This is a genomic window from Lactococcus petauri, assembly GCF_002154895.1.
Classification (GTDB): domain Bacteria; phylum Bacillota; class Bacilli; order Lactobacillales; family Streptococcaceae; genus Lactococcus; species Lactococcus petauri.
In genome coordinates this window covers 351,152-377,312 of the sequence record NZ_MUIZ01000001.1, presented here as the reverse complement: position 1 = coordinate 377,312, position 26,161 = coordinate 351,152, and the positions used below count along the sequence as shown (strand labels likewise).

Genomic DNA, 26,161 nt, shown 5'->3' with positions numbered 1-26,161 from the left:
TCCGAGTTTTTTTGTTTGCCTTGTGACTTTTAGAGCTATTCTTCGTACTATTTGATATGTTAATAGCTTTGGATAAAGACGGAAAAACAATTAATCTCCTTGACAATTCTTCAATTAGTGGCCCTTTTTATTGCCCAGCCTGTAAGTCGCCCCTTCGTTTAAAAAAAGGGAAGATAAAAATTCCTCACTTTGCTCACATATCCGTACAAAATTGTGACTCTTGGAGCGAAAATGAATCTGCACAACACTTGGGCTTAAAACTCAGTTTGTATCAATGGTTTAAGAAAAAAGAGAAAGTTGAGTTGGAAAAGTATGTGCCAGAGATTAAGCAAACGGCTGATTTGTTAGTAAATGATAAACTTGCTATTGAAATACAGTGTTCGCCGCTTTCTTTGCAACGTTTAGAAGAGAGAACGGTAAGTTACAAAGAAAAAGGATATTATGTCCTTTGGCTTCAAGGAAGGGACTTATGGCTTAAGAATAACCTATCATCTTTGCAGAAAAATTTGCTCTATTATTCAGCAGTGAGAGGTTTTTATTTTTGGGAATTAGACTGGAACAGAAAAAAACTACGGTTGAAATCATTGATTTATCAAGATTTGAAAGGACGACCGATTTATCTTACTGAAGAGTTTGACTTCTTTCAAGAGAATCTCTTAGAGCTCTTACGCCAGCCCTTTCGAGAAGGAGAAGATCTTAGTTTAGATGCTCCAAAACAGGAAGAGTTACAGTTGTTTGTTCAGAAACAACTGTATTATCAAATGCCAAAATGGCTTAAAATGCAAGAAAAGTATTATGAACAAGGAAAAAATTTGCTAGACCTCAATTGGAATAAGAGCTACTGGAGTCCTCCAGGCTTAAACTTATTGACCTTTGACTTTTCCGATGATACGAGAGAAAGCTTTTTTCAAGTAGATACTCCCTTGGAAAAATATTATCACAGTTTCTATGAAAGTTTTCAGTTACAAGAACACGAAAAACTGCATACACCAAGCTTCTATGCTATAATTAAAGATAAAAATAAAGTGAAAAACGGAGAATGGAATGGCAAAAAAACGTGATGAAATAGCTGAAAACTTAACTTGGGATTTGTCAACTGTGTTTGAAAACGATGCCGCCTGGGAACTAGAACTTAAAAGAGTTTCGGAAAGATTAGGGACGGTAAAGCACTACGAAGGACATCTTCTAGATAGCGCTCAAAGCTTATTAGAAATCACGGAAATTGAGCTGGAAATCTCGCGTGCTGTGGAGAAGGTTTATGTCTATGCCTCAATGAAACATGACCAAGATACGCAAGTGAGTCGTTACCAAGAATACGAAGCCAAAGCCACAAATTTATATGCCAAGCTTGGAGAAACCTTTGCTTTTTACGAGCCGGAATTCTTAGCTTTAACGCCAGAACGTTATGCAAGCTTTAGAAGAGAAGAACCCAAACTGGAGCAATATTCTCATATGTTTGACCGCCTTTTTGCTAAAAATGAGCATATCTTAAGTCCAAAAGAGGAAAAACTCTTAGCCAGTGCTAGTGAGATTTTTAGTGCAGCCGCCGAAACTTTCGAAATTTTTGACAATGCTGATATTGAGCTTCCGACGATTAAAGATGAAAAAGGACAGGAAGTACAGCTGACACACGGTAATTATATCTCGCTCATGGAAAGTAAGGAACGTCAGGTGCGAAAGGCAGCTTATCAAGCCCTTTATAGCAACTATGAACAGTATCAGCACACTTATGCTAAAACGCTACAAACAAATGTAAAAGTCCATAATTTTAAGGCGAAGATGCGTGGCTACCATTCAGCCCGTCAAGCAGCTTTATCAAGTAATTTTATTCCGGAAGAAGTTTACGATAAGCTTTTGGAGTCGGTTAATAAATATTTGCCTCTTTTACATCGTTATATTAAATTGCGTGAGCAAATTTTAGGGTTAGAGAACGATTTAAAGATGTATGATGTCTATACACCCTTATCGGACTTGGATTATAAGTTTAACTACTCCGAGGCAGTGGAGAAAGCAGAAGAAGTTCTTCAAATTTTTGGACCTGAATATGCGAACCATGTTAAAAAAGCCTTTGAAGAGCGGTGGATTGATGTAGCTGAAAATAGCGGTAAACGTTCGGGTGCTTATTCAGGGGGATGCTATGATACAAATGCTTTCATGCTGTTAAACTGGCAAGAAACTTTGGATGATTTGTTCACCTTAGTACATGAAATGGGCCACAGTATGCATTCCACATTTACACGAGAAAATCAACCTTATGTTTATGGGGACTATCCAATCTTTCTTGCAGAAATTGCTTCAACAACCAATGAGAATATCTTGACTGAAAGTTTACTTGCGGAGTCGACAGATGAAAAAGTGCGATTTGCTATTTTAAACCACTGGCTTGATGGTTTCCGTGGCACTGTTTTCCGTCAAAGCCAATTTGCTGAATTTGAACATGAGATTCATAAAGCTGATCAAGAAGGAAAAGTTCTGACTAGCGAATTCATGAACCAGCTTTATGCGGGGCTGAATGAAAAATACTACGGTTTAGCTGCTCAGGAAAATCCTGAAATTCAATATGAGTGGGCTCGCATTCCGCACTTCTATTATAATTTTTATGTCTTCCAATACGCAACAGGATTTGCCGCAGCAACTTATCTTGCTGAGGCTATCGTTAATGGTGGCCCAGATGCGCGTGAAAAATACCTCACTTATCTCAAAGCAGGATCAAGTGATTATCCGCTGGCTGTGATTGCTCAAGCAGGTGTGGATATGGAAGAAACAACATATTTAGAATCAGCATTTGCTGTTTTTGAAAAACGTTTAATTGAGCTAGAAAAATTAGTCGAAAAAGGAGCCCATTTATAATGGTTTTAACATACAAGAGAACAAGTAATCCGATGATGAATCGTCCCGTAGTCAAGGAGGAAATTGTTGACTTCATGCGCGAGCGTCAAACGCAAATTACTGGTCCACTAAAGAATGTTGAGACCTTTGCTCATGAGAACAATATCCCGATTATACCTCATGAAACAGTAGTGTATTTCCAAATGCTTTTGGATTTAATGAAGCCCCAAAGAGTTTTGGAGATAGGAACTGCTATTGGTTTTTCTGCACTTATGATGGCAGAAGCAGCACCAGATGCTGAAATAATTACTATCGATCGTAACCCAGAAATGATTGCCTTGGCTAAGGAAAATCTAGCTACCTATGATTCAAGAAAACAGATCACTCTCTTAGAAGGTGATGCTGCCGATCTTTTGGCAGATTTGCAAGGGGAATTTGATTTTATCTTCATGGATTCAGCGAAATCAAAATATGTAGAATTTCTGCCTCGTGCCATGGAGTTGCTTTCGGAAAATGGTGTGATTATCATGGATGATATTTTCCAAGGCGGAGAAATACTTATTCCAATTATGGAAATTAAACGGACGCAGCGTGCACTTGAACGTGGGCTTCGTCGTCTCTTTGATGAAGTTTTAGACAACCCTAAATACCGCGCGAGTATGGTTCCTTTAGGAGATGGAATATTAATGATTAAGAAAGTTTGACATTGTAAATCAGTTTAGGTTTATTTAATGTTTTGTGTTATAATATTGTTACAAGAAACAAATGTATCAAGGGAATATACCCAACAAGGAGAAAACTTTGAAATTTAAAAAATTGAACATCTTACTCGCAACAGCTGTTGCGGCTTTAGGACTTGTCACACTTTCAGCTTGTGGAAATAATAACTCTACTGGAGCTAATATTATCACAATGAAGGGTGACACAATCAATGTAGAAGATTTCTACAGTGAAGCTAAAACTTTTCCAAATATGCCTGCCACATCTCTTTTACAAAATTTGACAATGTCAAAAATGTTTGAAAAAGATTTTGGCGATAAGGTTTCAGATAAAGATGTTCAAGCGAAGTTTGACGATACTAAAAAACAAATGGGCGAACAGTTTGCTGCAGCTTTGCAACAACAAGGATTTACTGAAAAAAGTTATAAATCTTACGTTCGTCTTCAACTCTTGCAAGAATATGCCATTGAGAAAAAAATCTCAGACACACAATTTACAGATGCTAACTTGAAGGCAGCTTGGGCAGATTTCCATCCAGAAGTTGAAGCGATTGTTGTTCCAGAAACAACTAAAGATGCAGCAACTAAGGCAGTAAAATCTGCGAAATCAGATGCAGCTAAGTTTGAGAAAGACAATGCAAGCAACAAGCAAAAATTTGATTCAACAAGTACTACAATTCCAAAAGAAGTTCAAACAGCAGCCTTCAAATTGAAAAATGGTGAAGTTTCTGATGTTATCGAATCAGCAAATGCCTCAACTGGTGCAACAAGCTATTATGTTGTGAAAATGATTAAAACTTCAGATAAAGGTTCAGATATGAACAAGTATAAAGATAAACTTAAAGATGTAATCAAGGCAGAAAAAATGGCAGATACAACTTATGTTGCTGGTGTGATTGGTGAATACCTTAAAGCACATAATGTCACTGTGAAAGAAGAAGCCTTCTCAACAATCTTCTCACAATTTACATCAAGTTCATCATCAAAATAAATGAATGAAATGACTTTACAGAGAGTCGACATGTGGTGAAAGTCGATAAGTCAACGTGCTGAAAACCTCAAGGTTTTCAAATAGCAGGGAAACTGCTTTACCAAGCAAAAAGAGACGATGGATTCATCGTGAATGAGGGTGGTACCGCGTGAGTGACGCCCCTCGTTTACGATGAATTTTTTGTTTTTATATTGTGTTTTTATTCACAAATCGAAAGTAAATGAAAATTATTTTATTAGGAGAATAGCTATGAAAAAAATGACTTCAACAGAAGTACGTCAAATGTTCCTTGATTTCTTCAAATCAAAAGGGCATTCTATTGAACCTTCACAATCTTTAGTACCAGTGAACGACCCAACTTTACTCTGGATCAACTCTGGTGTTGCGACATTGAAACAATATTTTGACGGTTCAGTTGTGCCAGAAAATCCACGTATTACAAATGCGCAAAAATCGATTCGTACAAATGATATCGAGAACGTAGGTAAAACAGCGCGTCACCATACAATGTTTGAAATGCTGGGGAATTTCTCAATTGGTGATTATTTCCGTGAAGAAGCTCTAGCTTATGCTTGGGAGATGCTTACAAGTAGTGAATATTTTGATTTTCCAGCAGAAAAACTTTACATTACTTACTACCCTGATGATAAAGATACATTTAACCGTTGGGTGGAGCTCGGTGTTGATGCAAGTCATTTAGTTCCAATCGAAGACAACTTCTGGGAAATTGGTGCAGGACCTTCAGGACCAGATACAGAAATTTTCTTTGATCGTGGTGAAGCTTACGATCCTGAAAACATTGGTTTGAAACTCTTGGCTGAAGATATCGAGAACGACCGTTACATCGAGATCTACAATATCGTTTTGTCACAATTTAATGCTGATCCAGCTATTCCACGTAGCGAATATAAAGAGTTGCCACAGAAAAATATTGATACGGGAATGGGACTTGAACGTATGGTTTGTATCATCCAAGGTGGTAAAACAAACTTTGATACGGATCTTTTCCTCCCTATCATTCGTGAAATTGAACGTATTTCTGGTAAAACTTACAATCCAGATGGCGACAACATGAGTTTTAAAGTTATTGCGGATCATATCCGTGCACTTAGCTTTGCTATCGGTGACGGTGCTTTGCCAGGAAATGAAGGACGTGGCTATGTTCTTCGCCGTCTTCTTCGTCGTGCTGTTATGCACGGTAAAAAATTAGGCATTGAAGGTAAATTCTTGGCTCAATTTGTTCCCGTTGTTGGTAAAATCATGGAGTCATACTACCCAGAAGTCCTTGAAAAACAAGATTTTATCATGCAAATTATTGACCGTGAAGAAGAAGCTTTTGGCCGTACAATTGATGGTGGAAGCAAACTCTTAGATGAATTGCTTGCCAAACTTAAAGAAGAAGGCAAGACAATGCTTGAAGGGCAAGATATCTTCCGCCTTTACGATACTTATGGTTTCCCAGTAGAGTTAACTGAAGAATTAGCTGAAGATGCTGGTTTCAAGATTGACCATGAAGGTTTTAAAGCAGCGATGAAAGAGCAACAAGATCGTGCACGTGCTGCTGTCGTTAAAGGTGGTTCAATGGGCGCACAAAACGAAACACTTCAATCCATCAAAGAAGAATCTGAATTCCTTTATGATGTTGAAAAATATGATGGCAAACTTCTTGTGGCAGTTAAAGATGATGAAAAAGTGGATACTGTAAGCGGTGAAGCGCAACTTATTTTCGATAAAACACCATTCTACGCAGAAATGGGTGGACAAGTTTCTGACCACGGTGTGATTAAAAATGCTGCAGGCAAAGTTGTTGCAGAAGTTAAGGATGTTCAACATGCACCAAATGGTCAAAATCTCCATATGGTTGACATTCTTTCTACTCTTGTAGTCGGTGAAACTTACACACTTGAAATTGATGCAGAACGCCGTCATGGTATCATTAAAAATCACACAGCAACTCACTTGCTCCATGCAGCATTGCACAATATTGTAGGTGAACATGCACTTCAAGCAGGATCACTTAACGAAGTAGAGTTCCTTCGCTTTGACTTTACACACTTTGCTCCTGTAAGCAAGGAAGAATTGGCTGATATCGAACGTCAAGTTAACGAAGTGATTTGGCAATCATTAGCTGTGGAAACGGTAGAAACTGATATTGAAACTGCTAAAGAAATGGGCGCAATGGCTCTCTTTGGCGAAAAATATGGTAAAAATGTTCGTGTCGTTAAAATTGGTGATTACTCTGTCGAACTTTGTGGTGGTACACATACAGCAACAACAAGTGAAATTGGTCTCTTCAAGATTATCAAAGAAGAAGGTATCGGATCAGGCGTTCGCCGTATTGTTGCCGTAACAGGCCAAAAAGCTTATGAAGCATTTAAAGATGCTGAAAATACGCTCAATGAAGTCGCAGCAGTTGTGAAAGCACCACAAGCTGCTCAAGTCGTGTCAAAAGTAACAGCTATGCAAGAAGAACTTAAAGCGGCTCAAAAAGAAAATGACGCATTAGCAGGTAAATTAGCTGCAAGTCAATCTGATGAAGTCTTTAAAAATGTTCTCAAAGCAGCAGGTACAAGTTATATTGCTAGTGAAGTTGCAGTACCAGATGTAAATGGTCTACGTAATCTTGCAGACATCTGGAAACAAAAAGAGTTGTCCGATGTTCTTGTCCTTGTTGCGAAGATTGGTGAAAAAGTGAGCTTGTTAGTGGCAAGTAAAACAGCTGATGTTAAAGCTGGAAACTTGATTAAAGAGCTTGCACCTTACATTGACGGCCGTGGAGGTGGTAAACCAGATATGGCCATGGCCGGTGGATCTAAAGCCGCTGGAATTCCAGAACTTATCGAAAATGTAGGTTCAAAACTTTCTTAATAATAAAATAAAAAAACTTTTAGTGGCAAATCAAGCCTAACTAAAAGTTTTTTATGTTCTCCGGATATCTCAGAATATTAATATGGGATACAGAGGAAAAGCGCGACCTAAAAAGCTCCGAAGTGGGAGCTTTTGTTCAATTTAGTTTTCCTTCTTCATTTCTGCTTCTTGCTCGAGCAAGATATTATCGTATTTCTTAGCGAATGGCCAGTAGATGACGATAGATAGAAAGAGCATAGCAGCTTGCCAGATGGCTAATTGCCAACCTCCAACCAATAAACCGGAGAGGATTGGTGGAGTCGTCCAAGGAGCGACCATACCTGTAAACGGTGGAATAATTCCCATACTCATCGCAAAGTAAGTCAGCAGTCCTAAAATTGTTGGTGTGAAGATAAAAGGAATTGCAAGAAAAGGATTCAAGACAACTGGCATACCAAAGAGGACGGGTTCGTTAATATTGAAGACACCGGGCCCAGCACCCAGTCGACCAATAGATTTCATTTGGTCAGACTTTGCACTGAACAAAGTAAAGATCAGTAAACCGATGGTGATGCCGGCACCGGACATGGTCATGATTTGATCTCCCATAGCAGCCGTTACGATATGTGCACCATTTTCAAGAGACAAGCGGCCTTCAGCCAAGAGTGCCGCATTGTCTGCTGCATTAGCCAGAAGAAGTGGGCCCATAACACCTGAGATAATCGCAGAGCCATGAACCCCAAACCACCACATGACTGGACCAAGTCCCATCATGAGAATCCCACCAGGGCCATCTACTGCGTGTTGCAAAGGTATTTGGATAACTTCATAAACCCATTCAATAAAAGTAGTATTTAAGACAATTGTGAAGAGACCGTGAAGTGCGCCGAAGAGTGAAATAACAACTGCCGCGGGAATTAAAGCCGTAAATGAAGCGGCAACGTTTGATGGTACGGAGTCAGGCAACTTGACAGTAATGTTTTTCTTGACTAAAGTTGAGAAAATCCACCCTACCAAGAGTCCAACAATGATTGATAAAATCATTCCCTGTCCACCCAACCAAGTACGGTCAATGATACCTGAAACTTGCCAAGCATCTGAAGTCTGTGTGGGATCTGCAATATTGACGACATTCGCAATAGAATTTGGTTGCAATAGGATATGGACGATAACAGCAGTAAGGCCAGCACTAGCTCCTTCTAGTCCCTCCTCTTTCATCCATGAGTAAGTAATACCAAAGGCTGCGATAAGCGCCATAATACCGAAAGAGGCATCATTGATTTGCAAGAAAAGTGTCCCCAATCCAATAGAGAAGAGATAATCCTGTGCCGCTTGGATAGGCAACTGTCCCAAAATTAAAAATACGGAACCGACAATGATAAAGGGAATCGGGTATATCATCCCGTTCTTGATGGCCACCATAGGTTTGGTGTTCAAGAATTTCATAATTGGCGGCAGTACTTTTTCATTAATAAATCCATTCATAAAGTAACTCCTTTGTAATAAGTTCTATGTGACGAAACGCGTCACACGTAATTAATAAATCGATAAACTAATTGTAATCTAACTGACACGTAAATGCAAGCGTTATCATTGTATTTTGTTCCATAAAAGATATGTTCTATGGAACACGTTTAAAGAGCTATTTTTAAAGGGTGTTTATAAAGGATTGAACTTGATACTTTTTATTTGTTCCTGAATTTTGTAACAAAAATGTGATATACTGGAAGTAAAGCTAGGGAGAAGTGGAGGAGAGAAAAAGATGCTTGAAGATAATAAGCTTAATGCGCTCAATGATTTGGAAAGTAAAATTTTTGAGGAAGTTGTTAAAGCACCAGAAATTATCATGAACATGACTATTCGTGAATTTGCTTCGACTGTCCATGCTTCGCCTACGACAATTGTACGTATGACACATAAGTTAGGTTTTTCAGGCTGGAATGAACTCAAGACTTATTTGCAAAAACAAAAACACCAAATTTCGCTGAAAGCAGAAGATCCAAAGTATGATAATCTTCTTGCCTTTGAGCTCTTTACTAAACGTTTATTGAGTCCTGAATATACTGCTCTTATTGGTGAGGCTGCAAAGCTTCTAGAAGAAACCGAGTATACGGTTTTTATGGGTGTTGGAACTTCAGGTGCCTTAGCGGATTATGGCACAAAATATTTTAATAATGCCGGATTACCTGCTTTTGAAGTCATTGATCCTTATCAACCACTAATGACAAATAATGCCAAAACAATGACAGTTGTAGCACTCTCTATTTCTGGGAAGACCAACTTTATTATTGCTCAGATTGTTGCCTATAAAAGAGATGGCGTTAAGGTTATTGCAATCACTAATGAAGTAAATAACACAATGGCTAATATGGCCGATATTTCTATCCCCTATAATGTGGCACATGAGGGTTCAAAGGTACACGCATTGGGGAATTTAACGACACAACTTCCTGTGATGGCTATTTTAGAACAATTAGCGCATAAGACACAGGAAATACGTCAAAATAAGAAAAATAAACTGATCGATGACACATTTAAAAGCAACTTTGTTTAAAGTTGCTTTTTATTTGTTTAATAAATCAGTTGCTTGAATAATAAAGCGGCCAGAACAGCGCCAACAAGAGGTGCAATTGCCGGAATCCAAGCATATGCCCAATCAGAAGTCCCCTTATGTTTAAGTGGTAAGAGTGTATGCACAAGACGAGGACCTAAATCTCGTGCAGGATTAACGGCAAAGCCTGTTGTTGAACCTAAAGATAGGCCTAAAGACATGATAATAGCGGCGATAAAACCAGTACTTACTCCTGAAGGAAGTTCGCTTTGTCCCACAGCTAATACAGCCAGAACAAGAAGTGCTGTCCCCATAGCTTCTGCAAAAAAGTTAGATAAGCTATGTTTAATGGCAGGTGCTGTTGCAAAAACAGAAAAAATCGCTTCAGCATCTGTTGTTTGTTCCCAATGAGGATAGTAATGCAACCAGACCAAGAAGGCTCCTAGCATTGCGCCTAAAAACTCCGCAATAATAAAAAGAAAAGCTGAAATTAAAGAAATTTCTTCGAGAACAACCATTGCAAAGACAATAGCGGGATTGAGGTAGGCAGGAGAAAAGAAACCCACTACAAGAGAAGCAAACATTACGGCTAAGCCCCAGCCGAAAATAATCACGAGCCATCCTGCACCTTCTGACTTTGTCTTACGGAGCACATTTGCTGCGATAACGGCACCACCGAGATAGAGCAGAATAGCTGTTCCCAGTAATTCTCCCAAAACTTCACTTATCATTTTTATATCCTTAAAATTTTCTAGAAAGTTCAAAAGGCATCGGCTATGCTTGATGAGAAAGATGCCTTTTTATAACAGTGAGATTGATTCGATAAAGGTAAAGATTCCTTCATCATAAGTAAAATGAAGACAAGCCAAGTTACCGAGTGGCACAGGAGGTTGACTCTCAAAGTTAAAAACCTTCTCCTGAGTAAAAAAATGCATTGCTGCACCGTGAGAAAGGGCGAAAACCTTATCGTGCTTGTTTAAACATTCTGATAAACTTTGGTACATCCGCTCAGAGACCTGATGACTGCTTTCACCACCAAAATTTTTGAAGTATGTCGTTTTATCTATAGGTTCCAAGTAATCACTATGCCCCTCATAGGCTCCAAAATTCATTTCTTTAAGACCTTTCAGGCGGCTATATTCTTGATTGGGAAATAACAATTCTAGAGTGTCAGAAGCCCGCTCTTGTGTGGAAGAGTAGAAGGCATCAAAGCAAAGTCGTTTTGCTCGAAGTCGTTCTCCTGCCTTAAGCGTATCATCGATTCCTTTTGGTGTCAGTGGCGAATCACTCCAACCTTGCGTGCGCCCTTGCACATTAAATAGAGTTTGAGCGTGGCGCATTAAATACAATTCTTTCATTAAGAGCTCTCCAGTTTTTTATTTGTGCATTTATTATACCTTTTTCAAAAAATGGAAGCAAACGCTCTCAGGTACTCTTTCGTATTATTAAGGAATTGGTTGGAACAGCGTGATATGTATATTTAAGAGAAGTTAACAAAATAATATGGGTTGTTTTTTAGCCTTTTGTTTCGAGAAATAGGAACAGACTTTCCATATTTCCGACAGATTGCTCTGATAATTTTTGCTATAATGAAAATATTGATAACGCATACATTCCGATGATGTATCTACAATAATCTAAATTATACAAAGGAGCATATAATGCCATTATCTAAAGATTTTCTCTGGGGCGGTGCAACAGCTGCCAACCAATATGAAGGCGGCTGGGATCAAGGTGGTCGCGGACTTGCCAATGTGGATTTAGCCCCACATGGCTCACGCCGTGAAGCTATTATTTTAGGACTTGAAAAGCATTTGCAGCCAGAAGAAGGACTTTTCTATCCTGGACATGAAGCTATTGATTTTTACAATCACTGGCAAGAAGATATTGCCTTGTTTGCTCAAATGGGATTTAAAACTTTCCGTATGTCTATTGCTTGGTCGCGGATTTTCCCAAAAGGTGATGAAACTCAACCTAACGAAGAAGGATTAATGTTTTATGAAAAGGTCTTTAAAGAGCTACGTAAGTATGATATCGAGCCTTTAGTGACCATTACGCACTTTGACATTCCAATGCACTTGGTAACAGAATATGGGGGCTGGCGTAATCGTAAGTTGGTTGGTTTTTATGAAAACTTAGTCACTGTCCTCTTTACACGCTACAAAGGTCTGGTCAAATATTGGCTTACCTTTAATGAAATCAATGTGCTCTTGCACGCTCCGTTTATGGGTGCAGGTGTTTATATTGAAGAAGGAGAGAATCGTGACCAAGTCCTCTTTACTGCAGCACACCATGAACTTGTTGCCTCAGCCTTGGCGACAAAAATTGGCCACCAAATAGATCCGGAAAATAAGATTGGCTGTATGGTAGCTGCTGGAGATTACTATCCTTGGGATTCTAAACCAGAAAATGTTCGTGAAGCGCTCGATAAAAACCGTGAGAATCTTTTCTTGATTGATGTACAAGCACGTGGTAAATATCCAAATTATTTCTTGAAACAGCTGGAACGTGAGGGCCTTACTTTGCCTATACTGGAAGGTGATGAGGAACTTCTTGCTCAGAATACTGTTGATTTTGTATCCTTCTCTTACTATTCAAGCCGCGTTGCGAAAGTTCAGGAAGAAGGGGATGAAGAAACCTCAGGTAATATCTTCGCCTCAGTTAAAAACCCTTATCTCAAAGCATCTGAATGGGGCTGGCAGATTGATCCTGTGGGGCTACGCACAACCATGAATACACTTTACGATCGCTACCAAAAACCACTTTTCATTGTTGAAAATGGTTTAGGAGCTATAGATAAACCAGATGAAACGGGTTATGTAGCAGATGATTATCGCATCGCTTATATGGCTGAACACATTTCAGAAATGATTAAAGCAGTCGAGTTGGACGGAATCGAGCTTCTGGGCTATACTTCATGGGGCTGTATTGACTTGGTATCGGCAGGAACAGGCGAGATGTCTAAACGTTATGGTTTTATCTATGTTGATCGTGATGACCAGGGAAATGGAACCCTAAAGCGTACACCGAAGAAATCATTTGACTGGTATAAAAAAGTGATTGCTTCAAATGGGCAAGATTTAAGTAATGACTAATCGAAAAATTTGAAGCTAAACTTTTGAAAGAAAAGCAACATCCCTACTTTTTTGCTATAATAAAAGCATGGTAAAAAATACAGTAGATAAGCCCCTGGCCCAAAATAAAAAGGCCCGGCATGATTATGAAATTTTTGAAACGTTTGAGGCAGGGATTGTTCTAACAGGAACAGAAATCAAATCGGTTCGTCAGGCAAAAATTCAACTTAAAGATGGTTTTGCTCGGGTACGAGATGGTGAAGTTTGGCTTTCAAATGTTCATATTGCACCTTTCGAGCAAGGAAACATCTTTAATGTGGATGAACTTCGTACACGTAAACTCTTACTTCATAAAAAAGAAATCGTGAAGATTGAGAAGGAGTTGACCGGAACAGGTATTACTTTCATCCCATTAAAGGTTTATCTTAAAAACGGCTTTGCTAAGGTTTTAATGGGGCTCGCGCGAGGAAAAAAACAGTACGACAAGCGTGAAACACTCAAACGTAAAGAGCAAAATCGTGATATTGCTCGTCAAATCAAGGCCTACAATCGCTAAAAAGTAAGAGACAATTGTTTCTTGCTTTTTTTGTAGCAATAATAAAAAGTAAAACCGTTTACTTAGCGTTTACCTAGTATTTACCAAGCATTTACAATTTGGAGCTGTTATCAGTGTTAAGATAGTATTGTAAGCGAAAGAGCTTACGGAGAACATAGAAAATTATTGGAGAAAATCTCATGAATAAAAAGTTACTTTCTGGAATTATCGCTGGTGCAGCTCTGTTGACGCTTGCAGCTTGTGGGAATAGCAATTCATCGTCTAATAGCAGCTCAGGAAGCTCAACGCCAGCTTCAGGTAAAATCATCGCTGGAGGTTCAACAGCCTTGCAACCTATGGCACAACAAGCTTCAACTGAGTACACAGCTAAAAAACCAGAAGTTCAAATCACTGTACAAGGTGGTGGATCCGGTGTAGGTTTGACTCAGGTCTCAACAGGAACCTTCCAAATCGGCAACTCTGACATCTTTGCAGAAGAAAAATCAGGAATTGATGCTTCTAAATTGAACGACCATAAAGTAGCTGTCGTTGGTTTTGCTCCAATTGTAAATAAAGATATTAACATTGATAATCTCTCAACACAACAACTTAAAGATGTCTTCACAGGTAAAGTGAAGAACTGGAAGGAAGTTGGAGGTCCGGATGAAAAAATCACAGTAATTGGGCGTGCAGCAGGTTCAGGTACACGTGTGAACTTTGATAATTTAGCTCTTGGTGGCGAAAAAGAAGTAGAGGGTCCAACGCAAGATGCCTCAGGTACGGCGGTAACTATGGTCTCTCAAACACCAGGTGCAATCTCCTACGTTGCTTTTTCTTACCTTGACAAGAGTAAAGATATCAAAGCAGTCAGTATTGATAATGTAAAACCAACAGATGAAAATGTTGCAGATAATAGCTACAAAGTTTGGTCATACGAACACATGTATACTAATAAAGAAAAAGAAACAGCAGCCGAAACAGATTTTATCAAATACGTGACTGAAGATACAAAAACAATCAAGGAACTTGGCTATATCCCGGTTTCTGATATGAAAGTTGAACGTGACGCTCAAGGAAAAATCACAAATAAATAAGAAATAAGAAATAAGAGTGAGCAGAGTAAAGCATTAAAATTTTCTTTTCATACCTTTGGTTTTACTTTACAAAACCTCATTCTTTTAGAAAATCCTTGTTCTTAATGATGATGCAAAGAGCAAGAGTACTTGAGCCGTGTCTCAGGTGCTCTCTTTGCCGTTCCATTTACAAACTGTTTACATTGTAAGCGGTAAGCTTTTGCTTATTTATGGTTGATTTATGCTAAAATAAGGATATGAAAAAGAAAATTTTAATGGCTTTATTTGCAGCAATGAGTCTTGTGACTTTAGCGGCATGTGCGCCCAACTCAAATCAAGTCACAGTAGGTGGCTCAACGGCAATGAAACCACTGGTTGAACAAGTTTCCTTGGACTATATGAAGAAATATCCAGAAGATATTATTATGGTTCAAGGTGGAGGCTCAGGTGTTGGACTTGCACAAGTGGTCGCAGGTTCTTTCCAAATTGGTAACTCAGATATCTTTGCGGAAGAAAAATCAGGAATTGATGCTTCTAAAATCACAGGAAATAAGGTTGCAGTCGTTGGCTTTGCACCAATCGTGAATCGAAATTTGGATTTATCCAATGTCACTCAAGATCAACTTATTGATATTTTCACCGGAAAAGTAAAAAACTGGAAAGAAGTTGGCGGTCCAGATCAGGAAATTACGGTTATCGGACGGACGGCAGGTTCAGGAACACGTGTTAATTTTGATAACCTTGCCTTGAATGGTGCGCGTGAAATTGATGGACCTACACAAGATGCTTCAGGTTCGGTTGTACAATTGGTTGGTCAAACACCAGGTGCAATCTCTTACGTTTCGTTCCCTTATATCCATAAACCAGGGATTAAACCATTGAACTTAGACGGGGTTGAACCTACAGATAAAAATGTAACAACCAACAAGTGGAAAATTTGGTCTTACGAACATATGTATACCAACAATAAAAATGAGAACTTTGTAGAAAATCGCTTTATCAGCTATGTCAAAAATGACAAAGTAACGCTGAGAAAACTCGGCTATATCCCAGTAACGGAGATGAAAGTCGATCGTGATTATAAAGGTAAAGTTACACCAATTAAATAATTAGTAAGGTAGTTATGGAAAACTCAAAAATTAAAGAAAAATTACTTTCAAGCTCAAAAGATTCGCGCTTGGAAAAATTTGGTAGGACATTGACATTCTTGTGTATCGCAATTATCGTTTTTGTCGTTGGACTTATTCTGGTCTTTGTCGCTCAAAAAGGTCTTTCAACTTTTTTTGTGGATGGTGTGAATCCGTTCCGTTTCCTCTTTGGAACACATTGGGAGCCTGGAGCAATCGGCCCTGACGGGAAACCTGCAGTTGGTGCTTTACCAATGTTTGCGGGCTCTTTAATCGTTACTGTGCTTTCAGCTTTGGTGGCAACTCCTTTTGCCATCGGAGCAGGAATCTATATGACAGAAATTTCGCCAAAATATGGTGCGAAAATTTTGCAACCGGTTATTGAACTTTTGGTAGGTATCCCTTCAGTTGTTTATGGATTTATCGGTTTGACTGTTGTTGTACCTATTATCCGTAACACTTTTGGTGGAACAGGCCTTGGTTTGCTTGCGGGGGTGTTCGTACTCTTTGTTATGATTTTACCAACAGTTACTTCAATGACTGTCGATGCGCTTAAAGCCATCCCACCTCATTATCGTGAAGCTTCCCTTGGTTTAGGGGCAACACGTTGGCAAACTATTTGGCGTGTCTTACTGCGTGCCGCAGCACCTGGGATTTTAACTGCAGTAATCTTTGGTATGGCGCGTGCCTTTGGTGAAGCCTTGGCCATCCAAATGGTTGTTGGTAATGCCGTAACAATGCCACAAGATTTGGTTTCTCCGGCTTCAACTCTAACTTCAATTTTGACATCAGGTATTCCAAATGCTACACCAGGTATTCAATTGAATGCCCTTTGGTCACTTGGCCTCCTCCTTCTCCTTATGTCATTGGTATTTAATATTGCGATGCGTGCTATCGCTAAGAAAGGGAGCCTTAAATAATGAATGCAAAACGCACAGATAAAATTGCCACTGGCGTGCTCTATGCACTTTCAGGTATCATTGTTGCAATACTCGCTTTTCTCTTGATTTATATTTTAGTTAAAGGTTTACCTTTTGTATCTTGGGAATTCTTAACAACACCTTCAAATCCATTGACTGGTGGCGGTATCGCTATTCAACTTTTTAACTCAGTTTACTTATTAGTTGTGACTTTAATTATCTCAATTCCACTTTCATTGGGTGCGGGAATTTACCTTTCAGAATACGCCAATCAAAAACATTGGTTGACTGGTGCAGTTCGCTCAGCAATTGAGGTATTGTCATCACTTCCTTCAATCGTTGTGGGTCTCTTCGGTATGTTGCTCTTCGTTATTCAGTTTGGCCTTGGTTTCTCTGTCTTATCCGGTGCCCTTGCTCTTACAGTCTTCAACCTACCTTTGATGACACGTAATGTTGAGGAATCACTTCGTGCCATTCCGACAATGCAACGTGAAGGTGGCTTGGCTCTCGGTTTATCAAAATGGGAAACAGCCACTAAAGTCATTTTACCAGCAGCAGTACCGGGGATTTTAACAGGGGTTATCTTATCTTCAGGACGTGTATTCGGTGAAGCGGCAGCTTTGATTTATACTGCGGGTCAAACTAACTTGCCAATCAACTGGGCCAACTGGAATCCTATGTCATTGACAAGCCCGTTGTCACTCTTCCGTCCTGCTGAAACATTGGCCGTACATATTTGGGCTTTGAACACTGAAGGAACAATCGCAACAGCAACTCAGATTTCTGCAGGAGCTTCTGCAGTACTGATTATCTTTGTATTGCTGTTCAACCTTGGGGCACGTTTCCTCGGAAATCGCCTCCACAAGAAACTCACATCTGGAAATTAGTAAGGAATATAGAAAAATATGGCAACTTATGATTGGAACGAACGTCACATTTTGACTTTCGACAAAAATATCGCTCTTTCAACAAACGATTTGCGGGTTTTCTATAATGGCACAAAAGAAGCAATTCATGGTGTCTCTATGCAATTTCCTAAAAATCAAGTGACGGCTTTAATTGGCCCTTCAGGTTCTGGTAAATCAACTTATCTCCGCGCGCTTAACCGTATGAATGATACGATTGATGGTGCACGAGTTACAGGTGAAATCATGTATGAAGGTGTCAATATCAGTGACCCTAAAGTCAATGTTTACGAAGTCCGTAAGCAAATCGGTATGGTTTTCCAAAGACCAAATCCTTTCCCAAAATCAATCTATGAAAATATCGCTTTTATCCACCGTCGTGAAGGCATAAAAGATAAGAAAAAATTAGATGAAATCGTGGAAACATCGCTTAAGCAAGCAGCTTTATGGGAGCAAGTCAAGGACAACTTGAACAAGTCAGCCTTGGCCCTTTCTGGTGGTCAAGCACAGCGTTTATGTATTGCACGTGCCCTTTCGGTTAAACCGGAAATTATCTTAATGGATGAGCCAGCTTCAGCTTTGGATCCTATCTCTACAATGCAAATTGAAGAAACAATGACCGAACTTAAGAAAGACTATACGATCATTATCGTTACGCACAACATGCAACAAGCCAGTCGTGTTTCTGACTATACAGCATTCTTCTATTCAGGCGACTTAATTGAATACGATGAGACAAGCAAAATCTTCACACAGCCAAATCTTAAAGCGACAGAAGATTATGTTTCAGGACACTTTGGATAATCGAGAGGACAATATGACAAAAGAAGCAATTTTAACAGTCAGCGACCTTTCGCTGTATTATAGTAAGAAAAAAGCGCTCAATCAAATCAATATGGAATTCTATCCTAATGAGATTACAGCACTTATTGGCCCTTCTGGATGTGGAAAATCAACGCTTTTGCGTTCAATTAACCGCATGAACGATTTAATTCCAACAGTAACAATTACGGGCGCAATTATGTACAAAGGACATAACATCTACAGTCCAAAAGTGGATACCGTAGATCTTCGTAAAGAAATCGGCATGGTCTTTCAGCAACCAAATCCTTTTCCATTTTCGATTTATGAAAATGTTGTTTATGGTTTGCGTCTCAAAGGTGTAAAAGACAAAGCTTTGCTCGATGAGGTCGTTGAAAATTCACTTAAGGCTGCAAATATTTGGGATGAAGTAAAAGATATTCTTCATACTTCAGCGCTTGGGTTATCTGGCGGACAACAACAACGTGTGTGTATCGCACGTGTGCTTGCTGTCAATCCTAAAATCATCTTGCTTGATGAACCAACGTCAGCTCTAGATCCAATTTCGGCAGGGCATGTAGAAGAGACACTTTTAGAACTTAAAGAAGATTATACTTTGGCTATTGTTACGCACAGCATGCAACAGGCTTCACGTATCTCTGATCGTACTGCCTTCATGCTTAATGGTGACTTGGTTGAAATGGACAATACGAAAAAAATCTTCCTTAACCCTGAAAAACAGGAAACAGAAGATTATATTGCTGGTAAGTTTGGATAATATGGTATGATGTAAGGAGCACCTATTGCTCTGAGCTTAGTTAAGAGGAGAAAAAATGTTACGTACACAATTCGAAGAAGAACTCAATAAACTTCACAACCAATTTTATTCAATGGGAACACAAGTATCTGCACAATTGAATAAAGCAGTTCGTGCCTTTGTGAGTCATGATCGTGAGTTGGCAGAAGATGTCATTACAAGTGATGAAATGATTAACCAATTGGAAACAAAATTAGAAACAAAATCACTGGAAATGATTGCTTTACAACAACCAGTGTCAGGAGACTTACGTACGATTATCACAGTGCTTAAAGCCTCAAGTGACTTGGAACGTATGGGCGATCATGTAACTTCAATCGCTAAGGCGGCAATCAACCTTAAAGGTGAAGAGCGTATCCATGAAGTCGAAGAAGACATTTCCCTGTTAGGTGAAAAAGTGAAATCAGTCGTTGATGCTTCATTGAATGCTTATATTCAAGGCAATGATAAACGTGCGCGTGAAATCGCAGATCAATACCAAACGGTTAAAAATATGAGCGGTGAAATCCAAGAAAAAATCTTGGAAGCAATGAAAGAAAATACAGAAACAATCACGACAGGTAAAGATTACTTGATGACTCTTGTATTCTTGGAACGCATTACCGGGTATGCGGTTAACCTTTGTGAATGGATCGTTTACTTGAAATCTGGGAATATCGTTGAGTTGTAAAATAAAAAACTTGCATTTGCAAGTTTTTTTGTTTTATTTAATAACTTCTAAACCACCCATGTATGGACGAAGAACTTCAGGGACAGTTACTGAGCCGTCTTCGTTTTGATAGTTTTCAAGGATTGCAGCAACTGTACGGCCAACAGCAAGTCCAGAACCATTTAAAGTGTGAAGCAGGTTAACTTTGCCGTCTTCATCACGATAGCGGATTTGGGCGCGACGAGCTTGGAAATCTTCACAGTTTGAACAACTTGAAATTTCACGGTAAGTATTTTGGGCAGGGATCCAAACTTCCAAGTCATAAGTTTTAGCGGCAGAGAAGCCCATATCGCCTGTAGAAAGTGCGATTACACGATAAGCTAAACCGAGTTTTTGGAGAATGTTTTCGGCATTGACAACCATTTTTTCTAGTTCATTGTAAGATTCCTCAGGGCGTGCAAATTTGACCATCTCAACTTTATGGAATTGATGCAAACGAATCAAGCCCCGTGTATCACGGCCAGCTGAACCAGCTTCAGAACGGAATGAAGGAGACATTGCTGTGAAGTAGATTGGGAGTTCAGCATTATCCAAGATTTCACCACGGTAGTAGTTGGTCAAAGGTACTTCAGCAGTAGGAATGAGCACAAAACCACGGTCATCATTTACTTCAAAAGTATCTTCTTTGAATTTTGGATATTGACCTGTACCGAACATAGAATCTTGATTGACCATATAAGGCGTAATCATTTCAGTATAACCTTCTTTAGCATGTTCGTCCAACATAAAGTTATACAAGGCGCGCTCTAAACGCGCACCAGCGCCTTTATAAAAGAGGAAACGAGAACCTGTAACTTTACCGCCACGTTCCCAATCAAGGATACCAAGAGACTCACCTAAGTCCCAATGAGGTTTGGGTTCAAAGCTGAATTCAGGCGTTTGACCATGACGACGAATTTCAACATTATCATCTTCATCAGCACCTACAGGCACATCATCATGTGGCAAGTTGGGAAGCGTTGTTGTGTAAGTGGTCAACTTTTCTTCAATATCAGCAAGTTCAGCATCAATAACTTTAATATCAGCAGAAACTTGTTTCATGGCAGTGATTTTTTCAGATGCATCGCCTTTTTCACGTTTAACCAACGCGATTTCATCAGATACGGCATTACGTTCTTTTTTTAAGTTCTCAGATTGTACGATTAGTTCACGACGGCGTACATCAAGTTCATGGAGTTCTTGCAGTGTTTCTTTTTTAACACCACGTGTTTCCAATTTTGCGGCTACTCCGTCAAAGTCTGCACGGATTTTTTTGATATCAAGCATAAAATCTCCTTTTAATATAAAATAAAAAGCCCTAATTCTCCTGAAAGAAGAATTAGGGCGCTATAAGCACGGTTCCACCTAAATTTCCTATCATAAGGATAGGACTTTAGTTCCCTTATCGCGAGAAACACGTTCCTATTTTCATAGGATAAAATTAAACAAGAAGCAGAATGTTTAAAGAATCTTTACTTGTTTTCACCACCCACAAGCTCTCTTGAAAAAGATAGTCTCAAAACTGACTTCTAATGTTATTCTATCAGAAAATTTAAAACTTTGCAAGCGCCTCATAAATCATTAGTTCTTTAAATTCCTAAATGGTATTATAGAATAAAGGGGGTCCTATGTCGATCATTGGAGTAAAGATAGATAAGCAGTTTATAAAAGATTTAATTGTTCTTATTGTAGGAGTGGGTTTTTATATTTTATCGGTAAGACTTTTTGTTATTCCTAATTACTTAGCAAGTAATGGGATTGCAGGTTTTTCAGTATTTGTTGATTTTGTTTTTGGAATCAACCCAGCACTGACTTTCTTTGTAGTAAATATTCCCTTGTTTCTCTTTGGGTGGAAATTGTTGAGCCGAAGAGAGCTTTTGCTGAGTGTTCCTGGTGCAGCTGCGATGAGTTTATGGATGCTGGCTTATGAGGCAATGGGAATTAACGGTTTTCAATTTAATCAAATTATTTTCGCTGGTATTTCTGACGGTATTTTATCAGGAATAGGTGCAGGACTTGTTGTAGTGTCCAACGGGACTTTTGGCGGTTCAATCCTCTTGAGTCGAATTATGGAAGATCGCTGGCAATTTACGATTGACCGTGTCTTGTTTGGGATTGATATCGTCGTTATGGCACTATCTTTAGCGACTTATCTGGCCTTTCCAAACTTTGCTGTCACTCTCTTGTCATGTTATATTTTCAGTAAAGTCACACGCTTTATTGGACGAAAGGACTACCGTGACAAGATTTTAGATCGTCTATATTTTAATTTATTTAGACGTGAACGAAACGGAACAGATACTTAATCTAGAAAATCATGGTGCATGTGCAGTATGTTTTTTTTTATAAAAAATAGCCCCCCGATGGAGGCTATTTCTTATTTCTTTTTACGGCGGAAGAGGCTAAAGAATTTATCAAAGAATCCTTTTTGACGGACGACTTTTTCATTTCCAATATATTGTCGGATGTATTTTAAGACAGTTCCAGACTCTTTGGCAGCAAAACGAACTTTTTGCTCATTACGAAAGACGATGATAAACTGACGTCCAATTTTTACTTTTCCGTTTTTGGAAACAGAAACATCACCTTCCACACGTTTAATAGAGGCCCAAGGGAATTGCATGTTCTTTTCAACATTAGTATCATTGAAAAACTCGAAAGCTCGGTCTCCAATCATAATTTTACCATATTCAGCAAAGCCAAGATAAGCAATACCAGCAGTGGTAAAGTCGACTTTAGTATTCAGTGATTGTGCCAATTTAGTGCTCCTAACGATATTATAATATATTTATTATAGCAAAAATAATCTTAATAAAAAATCGCCGCGAGTACACGACGATTTTGTTCTTGTTTTAAAATCTTATTAAGCAAGACCTGCAACGTGAAGTACGATACCAAGAACGAACATACCAATGATGATGAACAATGGTGCATTTTTGTTTTTCCATTTGCGCAAGATCCAAAGCACAAGGAAAGTCAAGAGCAATGCGATAAATCCAGGAATTAATGAATTGAACACGTCTTGAAGTGATTGTGTTTGTTCTGGGCTCAAGCCAAGACCAGATGATACTTGACCTAAGATGTTGTGCAATGTAGAACCGTCAACTGTGTTAAGTTGATCAACAGTTACGTAATGTGCGAAACCGTCTTGACCAGCAACACCGTTACCAACAACGTTACCTGCTTGGTCTAACCAATCAAACTTAGCAACACCGTCGCCTGTAGTACCTGTTTGGGCACCTTGAACAACGACTTTACCTGCTTTGTCGATCCATTCACCAACGTAAGCACCATCTGCCAAAGGTTTAGATGGGAGCATAGCGTTAGGACCAGTGAAGCTGATGTTAACCCAACGTTGGATCAATACACCAAGGATGAACATACCAAGGATAGATGCACCTTTAGTAATTTGTTGAAGCATTCCTCCACCGAGGTCGCTTGTAATTGCAGTACCTTGTTTGTAACCAAACTCTTGTGTATACCACAAGAAAGCGATACGGATTGCATTCCAAACAACGAAGAAGAAGATTGGAGCGATAATAGAACCACCAGTTGCAAGTGAGGCAGCGATGGCACCAACGATAGGACGTACTGTGAACCAGAAGACTGGGTCACCGATACCAGCGAGAGGTCCCATCATACCGACTTTCACACCTTGGATAGCTGCTTCATCGATTTCAACACCGTTAGCGATTTCTTCTTCAAGGGCCAATGTAACACCGACGATAGGTGCGGCTACATATGGGTGAGTATTGAAGAACTCCATGTGGCGTTTCAAAGCTTCTTTAGCTTCTTCAGAACCTGGTTTGTAGAACTGTTTCAATGCAGGGATGATTGAATAGAGGAAACCAAGGTTTTGCATACGTTCGTAGTTCCAAGAACCTTGAAGGAACATTGAACGGAACATAACGCTCAAGCGTGTGTTTTTAGAAAGGCTAAACTTTTTATTTGTATTTTCCATTTTTATAAAATCTCCTTCCTAATTAATAATCGTTGAGAATATCGCCGATTGGGTCACCACTTGAAGAAGCAGTTCCACCGTTACCAGCAGTATTAGAAAGATTGAGGTAGATAAGAGCGATAACAACACCAAGGATACCCATACCAATCAAAGTGATTGAAGAAAGTGGTGCGAGTACAAATCCGAGGAAGAAGAATGGCCATAGCTCTTTAGTTGCCATGAGGTTGATAACCATTGCGTAACCAACAACAACAACCATACCACCACCAACAGCAAGACCTTTAGAAACCCAATCAGGAATTGAGTTCAAGGCAGCAGTTACTGTTTCAGCAGGGATAGCAAGGATGATTGCAGCAGGGATAGCAATACGCAAACCTTGAAGAAGGAGTGCGAACATGTGCCAACCAGCAACACCTGAGTAAGAACCTTTTTCAGCAGCAGCATCAGCTAAGTGAACGATACCAACTGAAAGGAAACGAACCAATGTAGTAAGTACGAGACCAGCAGTTGCCAACAAGATAGCGGCAGGTACGATAACACCAGTGATGTGTGTCAAGTCAAAGTTACCACCTTGAACCATCAAGATAGCAGAAGCGACAGAAGCAAGTGCAGCGTCAGGTGCGACAGCGGCACCAACGTTAGCCCAACCAAGGGCGATCATTTGCAATGAACCACCCAAGATGATCCCTGCAGCCATGTGACCAGTAGCGATACCGATCAATGAGCAGGCGATAATTGGTTGGTGAAATTGCCATTGGTCCAAGATACCTTCAAGTCCAGCTAAGAACGCGAAGATAAGAACTAAAATGATTGAAATAATACTCATTTTATAAATTTCTCCTAATAATATTTAATTTTACTTAACGTCTGCTTTGTTAATCAAAGCAAACAAGTCAGATTTAGAATCGTTAGGGACTTTACGAACGTCAAATTTAACGCCGAGATCACGTAACTTTTCAAAAGCGGCAACATCATCTTTGTTTACAGACAATACTGAGTTAAGCATTGTTTTACCTGTACTGTGTGCCATAGAACCCACGTTAAGTGTTTCTACAGGTACGCCACCTTCAATAGCAGCAAGTGCGTCTTGAGGAGTTTCAAACAAGAGAAGAGCTTTAGTTTCACCAAAACGTGGATCTTTAGCAACTTCAATCATTTTCTTGATAGGGACAACGTTGGCTTTAACACCTGGAGGTGCAGCTTGTGTGATAAGTGTTTTACGCATCTCATCTTTGGCAACAGCGTCAGAAACAACGATGATACGGTTTGCTTTTGAATCTGGAGTCCAAGCAGTAGCAACTTGACCGTGGAGAAGACGTGAGTCGATACGTGCAAGATTAATTTTAATCTTACCATCACCAACAACAGTACCTTCTGGGATAGCGGCAGCGTTTACGCCAGCTTCAGCTGGTGTAGCGCTTTCTTCAGTAGGATTAAGCTCTTCTGGCAATGCTTTGATACCAGCTTTAGCTTCCTTAATAATGTTTGCAGCAACTTGTTCAACACCAGCAGAAGCATCCATCATACGTTCTGTGTAGGCTTGAATAAGCATTGGCAAGTTGAGGCCTGTGATGATAGCTACCTTGCGTTCTGGATTGGCACCCATAACAGCACTTGCTTGGTTAAATGGAGAACCGCTCCACAAGTCAGCAAGGACAAGGACTTCATCTTCAGCATCAAATGTTGCGATAGCGGCTTCGATTTTGGCGCGTAAGTCGTCTGGTCCTTCGTTAGGCATGAAAGTAACAGCTTGTACTTTCTCTTGCTCACCGAAGATCATTGAACCAGATTGCTTGATGCCCGCAGCGAATTCACCGTGGCTCGCAATAACAATTCCGATACTCAATTGAGTAACCTCCTTATAAATTTTTATATAATATAATTATTACTGTCCTAGTATACTACAAATTGAAAACATTTGCAAAAATTTGTGAAACTGGTTTCATAAATCTGATTTTTTAATTTAAATAGCGAAAATAAAAACAACTTGTCAATCAAAAACAAGCTGTATATATAATGAAAATACCTAATTAAAAATCACGAAATAGTTAGATAAAGAAGTAATTTTATGGTAAAATAAATATCAGAGTTTAAGGTTTTAAGATTTGGTAATCTTTATCGCAGCTGTTGGGCAAGCCTTGGCTGCACTTATTATTTTATCATCAGAAATATATTCTTTTTCCAGTTTATCGGAATTATTAAATTTAACGATACCGTTATCATGGTAATCGAAGACATCTGGAGCATGTAAATAACAAAGGCCGCATGCAATACAATTTTCTGGTATTATGTTTACTTTCATACAATGATGATAATATAAAAA

General features: G+C 39.2%; 25 protein-coding genes. 16 read left to right on the top strand and 9 right to left on the bottom strand.

The window, feature by feature from the left end; translation table 11 throughout:
- The first annotated feature begins 56 nt into the window (after positions 1–56).
- The 5 genes from BZZ03_RS01965 (at position 57) to alaS (ending at position 7,407) form a co-directional block, all read left to right on the top strand.
- Entirely contained in the window at positions 57–1,061 is a 1,005-nt protein-coding gene (locus tag BZZ03_RS01965; RefSeq protein WP_086582254.1) for a competence protein CoiA, read from the top strand.
- Positions 1,045–2,850, top strand: a complete 1,806-nt coding sequence (pepF, locus tag BZZ03_RS01960) for an oligoendopeptidase F (RefSeq protein WP_086582253.1) — start codon at positions 1,045–1,047, stop codon at positions 2,848–2,850. Before BZZ03_RS01965 ends, pepF begins: the two co-directional genes overlap by 17 nt.
- Positions 2,850–3,533 carry an O-methyltransferase gene (locus BZZ03_RS01955; RefSeq protein WP_019292044.1) on the top strand — a complete coding sequence of 228 codons (684 nt, stop codon included), beginning with the start codon at positions 2,850–2,852 and terminating at the stop codon, positions 3,531–3,533. The genes pepF and BZZ03_RS01955 overlap by 1 nt, the downstream gene beginning before the upstream one ends.
- 97 nt (positions 3,534–3,630) lie before the next feature.
- Positions 3,631–4,539: a peptidyl-prolyl cis-trans isomerase gene (locus BZZ03_RS01950; protein WP_019292043.1), complete on the top strand. Its 909-nt coding sequence runs from the start codon at positions 3,631–3,633 to the stop codon at positions 4,537–4,539.
- A 249-nt stretch (positions 4,540–4,788) separates the two neighbouring features.
- Entirely contained in the window at positions 4,789–7,407 is a 2,619-nt protein-coding gene (gene alaS / locus BZZ03_RS01945) for an alanine--tRNA ligase (RefSeq protein WP_086582251.1), read from the top strand.
- Between the two features lie 141 nt (positions 7,408–7,548).
- Here alaS and BZZ03_RS01940 read toward each other — a convergent pair whose 3' ends face one another.
- Positions 7,549–8,871, bottom strand: coding sequence for a PTS sugar transporter subunit IIC (locus BZZ03_RS01940; RefSeq protein ID WP_086582249.1), 1,323 nt, complete (start codon positions 8,869–8,871; stop codon positions 7,549–7,551).
- A gap of 277 nt (positions 8,872–9,148) precedes the next feature.
- Here BZZ03_RS01940 and BZZ03_RS01935 point away from each other — a divergent pair, with 277 nt between their 5' ends.
- Positions 9,149–9,940, top strand: coding sequence for a MurR/RpiR family transcriptional regulator (locus BZZ03_RS01935; RefSeq protein ID WP_061413525.1), 792 nt, complete (start codon positions 9,149–9,151; stop codon positions 9,938–9,940).
- 17 nt (positions 9,941–9,957) lie between these two features.
- Here the strand turns inward: BZZ03_RS01935 and BZZ03_RS01930 are convergent, their stop codons facing one another.
- Together BZZ03_RS01930 and BZZ03_RS01925 are read right to left on the bottom strand one after the other, a co-directional pair.
- A complete protein-coding gene (locus BZZ03_RS01930; RefSeq protein ID WP_086582247.1) occupies positions 9,958–10,668 on the bottom strand; it encodes an MIP/aquaporin family protein in 711 nt (236 codons plus the stop codon).
- A 69-nt stretch (positions 10,669–10,737) separates the two neighbouring features.
- Positions 10,738–11,295, bottom strand: a complete 558-nt coding sequence (locus tag BZZ03_RS01925) for a histidine phosphatase family protein (RefSeq protein ID WP_061413523.1) — start codon at positions 11,293–11,295, stop codon at positions 10,738–10,740.
- 303 nt (positions 11,296–11,598) lie between these two features.
- Here BZZ03_RS01925 and BZZ03_RS01920 point away from each other — a divergent pair, with 303 nt between their 5' ends.
- From BZZ03_RS01920 to phoU, 9 genes are all read left to right on the top strand, one after another.
- The gene (locus BZZ03_RS01920) at positions 11,599–13,032 is read left to right on the top strand and encodes a 6-phospho-beta-glucosidase (RefSeq protein ID WP_086582246.1); all 1,434 of its coding nucleotides are present in this window, start codon (positions 11,599–11,601) and stop codon (positions 13,030–13,032) included.
- A gap of 67 nt (positions 13,033–13,099) precedes the next feature.
- The gene (gene smpB / locus BZZ03_RS01915) at positions 13,100–13,567 is read left to right on the top strand and encodes an SsrA-binding protein SmpB (protein WP_086582244.1); all 468 of its coding nucleotides are present in this window, start codon (positions 13,100–13,102) and stop codon (positions 13,565–13,567) included.
- A 179-nt stretch (positions 13,568–13,746) separates the two neighbouring features.
- Entirely contained in the window at positions 13,747–14,640 is an 894-nt protein-coding gene (locus tag BZZ03_RS01910; protein WP_086582243.1) for a PstS family phosphate ABC transporter substrate-binding protein, read from the top strand.
- A 236-nt stretch (positions 14,641–14,876) separates the two neighbouring features.
- Entirely contained in the window at positions 14,877–15,728 is an 852-nt protein-coding gene (locus BZZ03_RS01905; RefSeq protein ID WP_061413517.1) for a phosphate ABC transporter substrate-binding protein, read from the top strand.
- A gap of 14 nt (positions 15,729–15,742) precedes the next feature.
- Entirely contained in the window at positions 15,743–16,666 is a 924-nt protein-coding gene (gene pstC, locus BZZ03_RS01900; RefSeq protein ID WP_004258934.1) for a phosphate ABC transporter permease subunit PstC, read from the top strand.
- Positions 16,666–17,553 carry a phosphate ABC transporter permease PstA gene (pstA, locus tag BZZ03_RS01895; RefSeq protein ID WP_014024391.1) on the top strand — a complete coding sequence of 296 codons (888 nt, stop codon included), beginning with the start codon at positions 16,666–16,668 and terminating at the stop codon, positions 17,551–17,553. Before pstC ends, pstA begins: the two co-directional genes overlap by 1 nt.
- An 18-nt stretch (positions 17,554–17,571) precedes the next feature.
- Entirely contained in the window at positions 17,572–18,375 is an 804-nt protein-coding gene (gene pstB / locus BZZ03_RS01890; RefSeq protein WP_014024392.1) for a phosphate ABC transporter ATP-binding protein PstB, read from the top strand.
- 13 nt (positions 18,376–18,388) lie between these two features.
- Positions 18,389–19,150, top strand: coding sequence for a phosphate ABC transporter ATP-binding protein PstB (gene pstB / locus BZZ03_RS01885; protein WP_004258923.1), 762 nt, complete (start codon positions 18,389–18,391; stop codon positions 19,148–19,150).
- A gap of 55 nt (positions 19,151–19,205) precedes the next feature.
- Positions 19,206–19,859 (top strand): phosphate signaling complex protein PhoU, encoded by a 654-nt coding sequence (gene phoU / locus BZZ03_RS01880; RefSeq protein WP_003134981.1) that lies wholly within the window; start codon positions 19,206–19,208, stop codon positions 19,857–19,859.
- A 33-nt stretch (positions 19,860–19,892) separates the two neighbouring features.
- Here the strand turns inward: phoU and serS are convergent, their stop codons facing one another.
- A complete protein-coding gene (gene serS / locus BZZ03_RS01875; protein ID WP_061413516.1) occupies positions 19,893–21,164 on the bottom strand; it encodes a serine--tRNA ligase in 1,272 nt (423 codons plus the stop codon).
- 341 nt (positions 21,165–21,505) lie between these two features.
- Between serS and BZZ03_RS01870 the strand changes: the two genes are divergently transcribed.
- On the top strand, positions 21,506–22,183 hold the full coding sequence (locus BZZ03_RS01870; protein ID WP_061413514.1) for a YitT family protein: 678 nt from the start codon (positions 21,506–21,508) through the stop codon (positions 22,181–22,183).
- 71 nt (positions 22,184–22,254) lie between these two features.
- Here the strand turns inward: BZZ03_RS01870 and BZZ03_RS01865 are convergent, their stop codons facing one another.
- The 5 genes from BZZ03_RS01865 to BZZ03_RS01845 form a co-directional block, all read right to left on the bottom strand.
- The gene (locus tag BZZ03_RS01865) at positions 22,255–22,635 is read right to left on the bottom strand and encodes a DUF956 family protein (protein WP_004258908.1); all 381 of its coding nucleotides are present in this window, start codon (positions 22,633–22,635) and stop codon (positions 22,255–22,257) included.
- A 105-nt stretch (positions 22,636–22,740) separates the two neighbouring features.
- Entirely contained in the window at positions 22,741–23,838 is a 1,098-nt protein-coding gene (locus BZZ03_RS01860; RefSeq protein ID WP_017368922.1) for a PTS system mannose/fructose/sorbose family transporter subunit IID, read from the bottom strand.
- Between the two features lie 22 nt (positions 23,839–23,860).
- Complete coding sequence (locus tag BZZ03_RS01855; RefSeq protein WP_003134975.1) at positions 23,861–24,664, bottom strand: mannose/fructose/sorbose family PTS transporter subunit IIC; 804 nt, start codon at positions 24,662–24,664, stop codon at positions 23,861–23,863.
- A 30-nt stretch (positions 24,665–24,694) separates the two neighbouring features.
- A complete protein-coding gene (locus tag BZZ03_RS01850) occupies positions 24,695–25,684 on the bottom strand; it encodes a mannose/fructose/sorbose PTS transporter subunit IIB (RefSeq protein ID WP_086582241.1) in 990 nt (329 codons plus the stop codon).
- Between the two features lie 252 nt (positions 25,685–25,936).
- Positions 25,937–26,140 carry a ferredoxin gene (locus BZZ03_RS01845; RefSeq protein ID WP_017368924.1) on the bottom strand — a complete coding sequence of 68 codons (204 nt, stop codon included), beginning with the start codon at positions 26,138–26,140 and terminating at the stop codon, positions 25,937–25,939.
- Between the last annotated feature and the right edge of the window lie 21 nt (positions 26,141–26,161).

Coding starts and splice junctions, on each gene's coding strand:
- BZZ03_RS01935 (WP_061413525.1), top strand. CDS start 9,149: ATGCTTGAAGATAATAAGCTTAATGCGCTCAATGATTTGGAAAGTAAA.
- BZZ03_RS01870 (WP_061413514.1), top strand. CDS start 21,506: ATGTCGATCATTGGAGTAAAGATAGATAAGCAGTTTATAAAAGATTTA.
- BZZ03_RS01930 (WP_086582247.1), bottom strand. CDS start 10,668: ATGATAAGTGAAGTTTTGGGAGAATTACTGGGAACAGCTATTCTGCTC.
- pstA (WP_014024391.1), top strand. CDS start 16,666: ATGAATGCAAAACGCACAGATAAAATTGCCACTGGCGTGCTCTATGCA.
- BZZ03_RS01910 (WP_086582243.1), top strand. CDS start 13,747: ATGAATAAAAAGTTACTTTCTGGAATTATCGCTGGTGCAGCTCTGTTG.
- BZZ03_RS01855 (WP_003134975.1), bottom strand. CDS start 24,664: ATGAGTATTATTTCAATCATTTTAGTTCTTATCTTCGCGTTCTTAGCT.
- BZZ03_RS01845 (WP_017368924.1), bottom strand. CDS start 26,140: ATGAAAGTAAACATAATACCAGAAAATTGTATTGCATGCGGCCTTTGT.
- BZZ03_RS01965 (WP_086582254.1), top strand. CDS start 57: ATGTTAATAGCTTTGGATAAAGACGGAAAAACAATTAATCTCCTTGAC.
- BZZ03_RS01925 (WP_061413523.1), bottom strand. CDS start 11,295: ATGAAAGAATTGTATTTAATGCGCCACGCTCAAACTCTATTTAATGTG.
- pepF (WP_086582253.1), top strand. CDS start 1,045: ATGGCAAAAAAACGTGATGAAATAGCTGAAAACTTAACTTGGGATTTG.
- smpB (WP_086582244.1), top strand. CDS start 13,100: ATGGTAAAAAATACAGTAGATAAGCCCCTGGCCCAAAATAAAAAGGCC.
- BZZ03_RS01860 (WP_017368922.1), bottom strand. CDS start 23,838: ATGGAAAATACAAATAAAAAGTTTAGCCTTTCTAAAAACACACGCTTG.
- pstB (WP_014024392.1), top strand. CDS start 17,572: ATGGCAACTTATGATTGGAACGAACGTCACATTTTGACTTTCGACAAA.
- phoU (WP_003134981.1), top strand. CDS start 19,206: ATGTTACGTACACAATTCGAAGAAGAACTCAATAAACTTCACAACCAA.
- pstB (WP_004258923.1), top strand. CDS start 18,389: ATGACAAAAGAAGCAATTTTAACAGTCAGCGACCTTTCGCTGTATTAT.
- BZZ03_RS01955 (WP_019292044.1), top strand. CDS start 2,850: ATGGTTTTAACATACAAGAGAACAAGTAATCCGATGATGAATCGTCCC.
- pstC (WP_004258934.1), top strand. CDS start 15,743: ATGGAAAACTCAAAAATTAAAGAAAAATTACTTTCAAGCTCAAAAGAT.
- alaS (WP_086582251.1), top strand. CDS start 4,789: ATGAAAAAAATGACTTCAACAGAAGTACGTCAAATGTTCCTTGATTTC.
- BZZ03_RS01920 (WP_086582246.1), top strand. CDS start 11,599: ATGCCATTATCTAAAGATTTTCTCTGGGGCGGTGCAACAGCTGCCAAC.
- BZZ03_RS01905 (WP_061413517.1), top strand. CDS start 14,877: ATGAAAAAGAAAATTTTAATGGCTTTATTTGCAGCAATGAGTCTTGTG.
- BZZ03_RS01940 (WP_086582249.1), bottom strand. CDS start 8,871: ATGAATGGATTTATTAATGAAAAAGTACTGCCGCCAATTATGAAATTC.
- serS (WP_061413516.1), bottom strand. CDS start 21,164: ATGCTTGATATCAAAAAAATCCGTGCAGACTTTGACGGAGTAGCCGCA.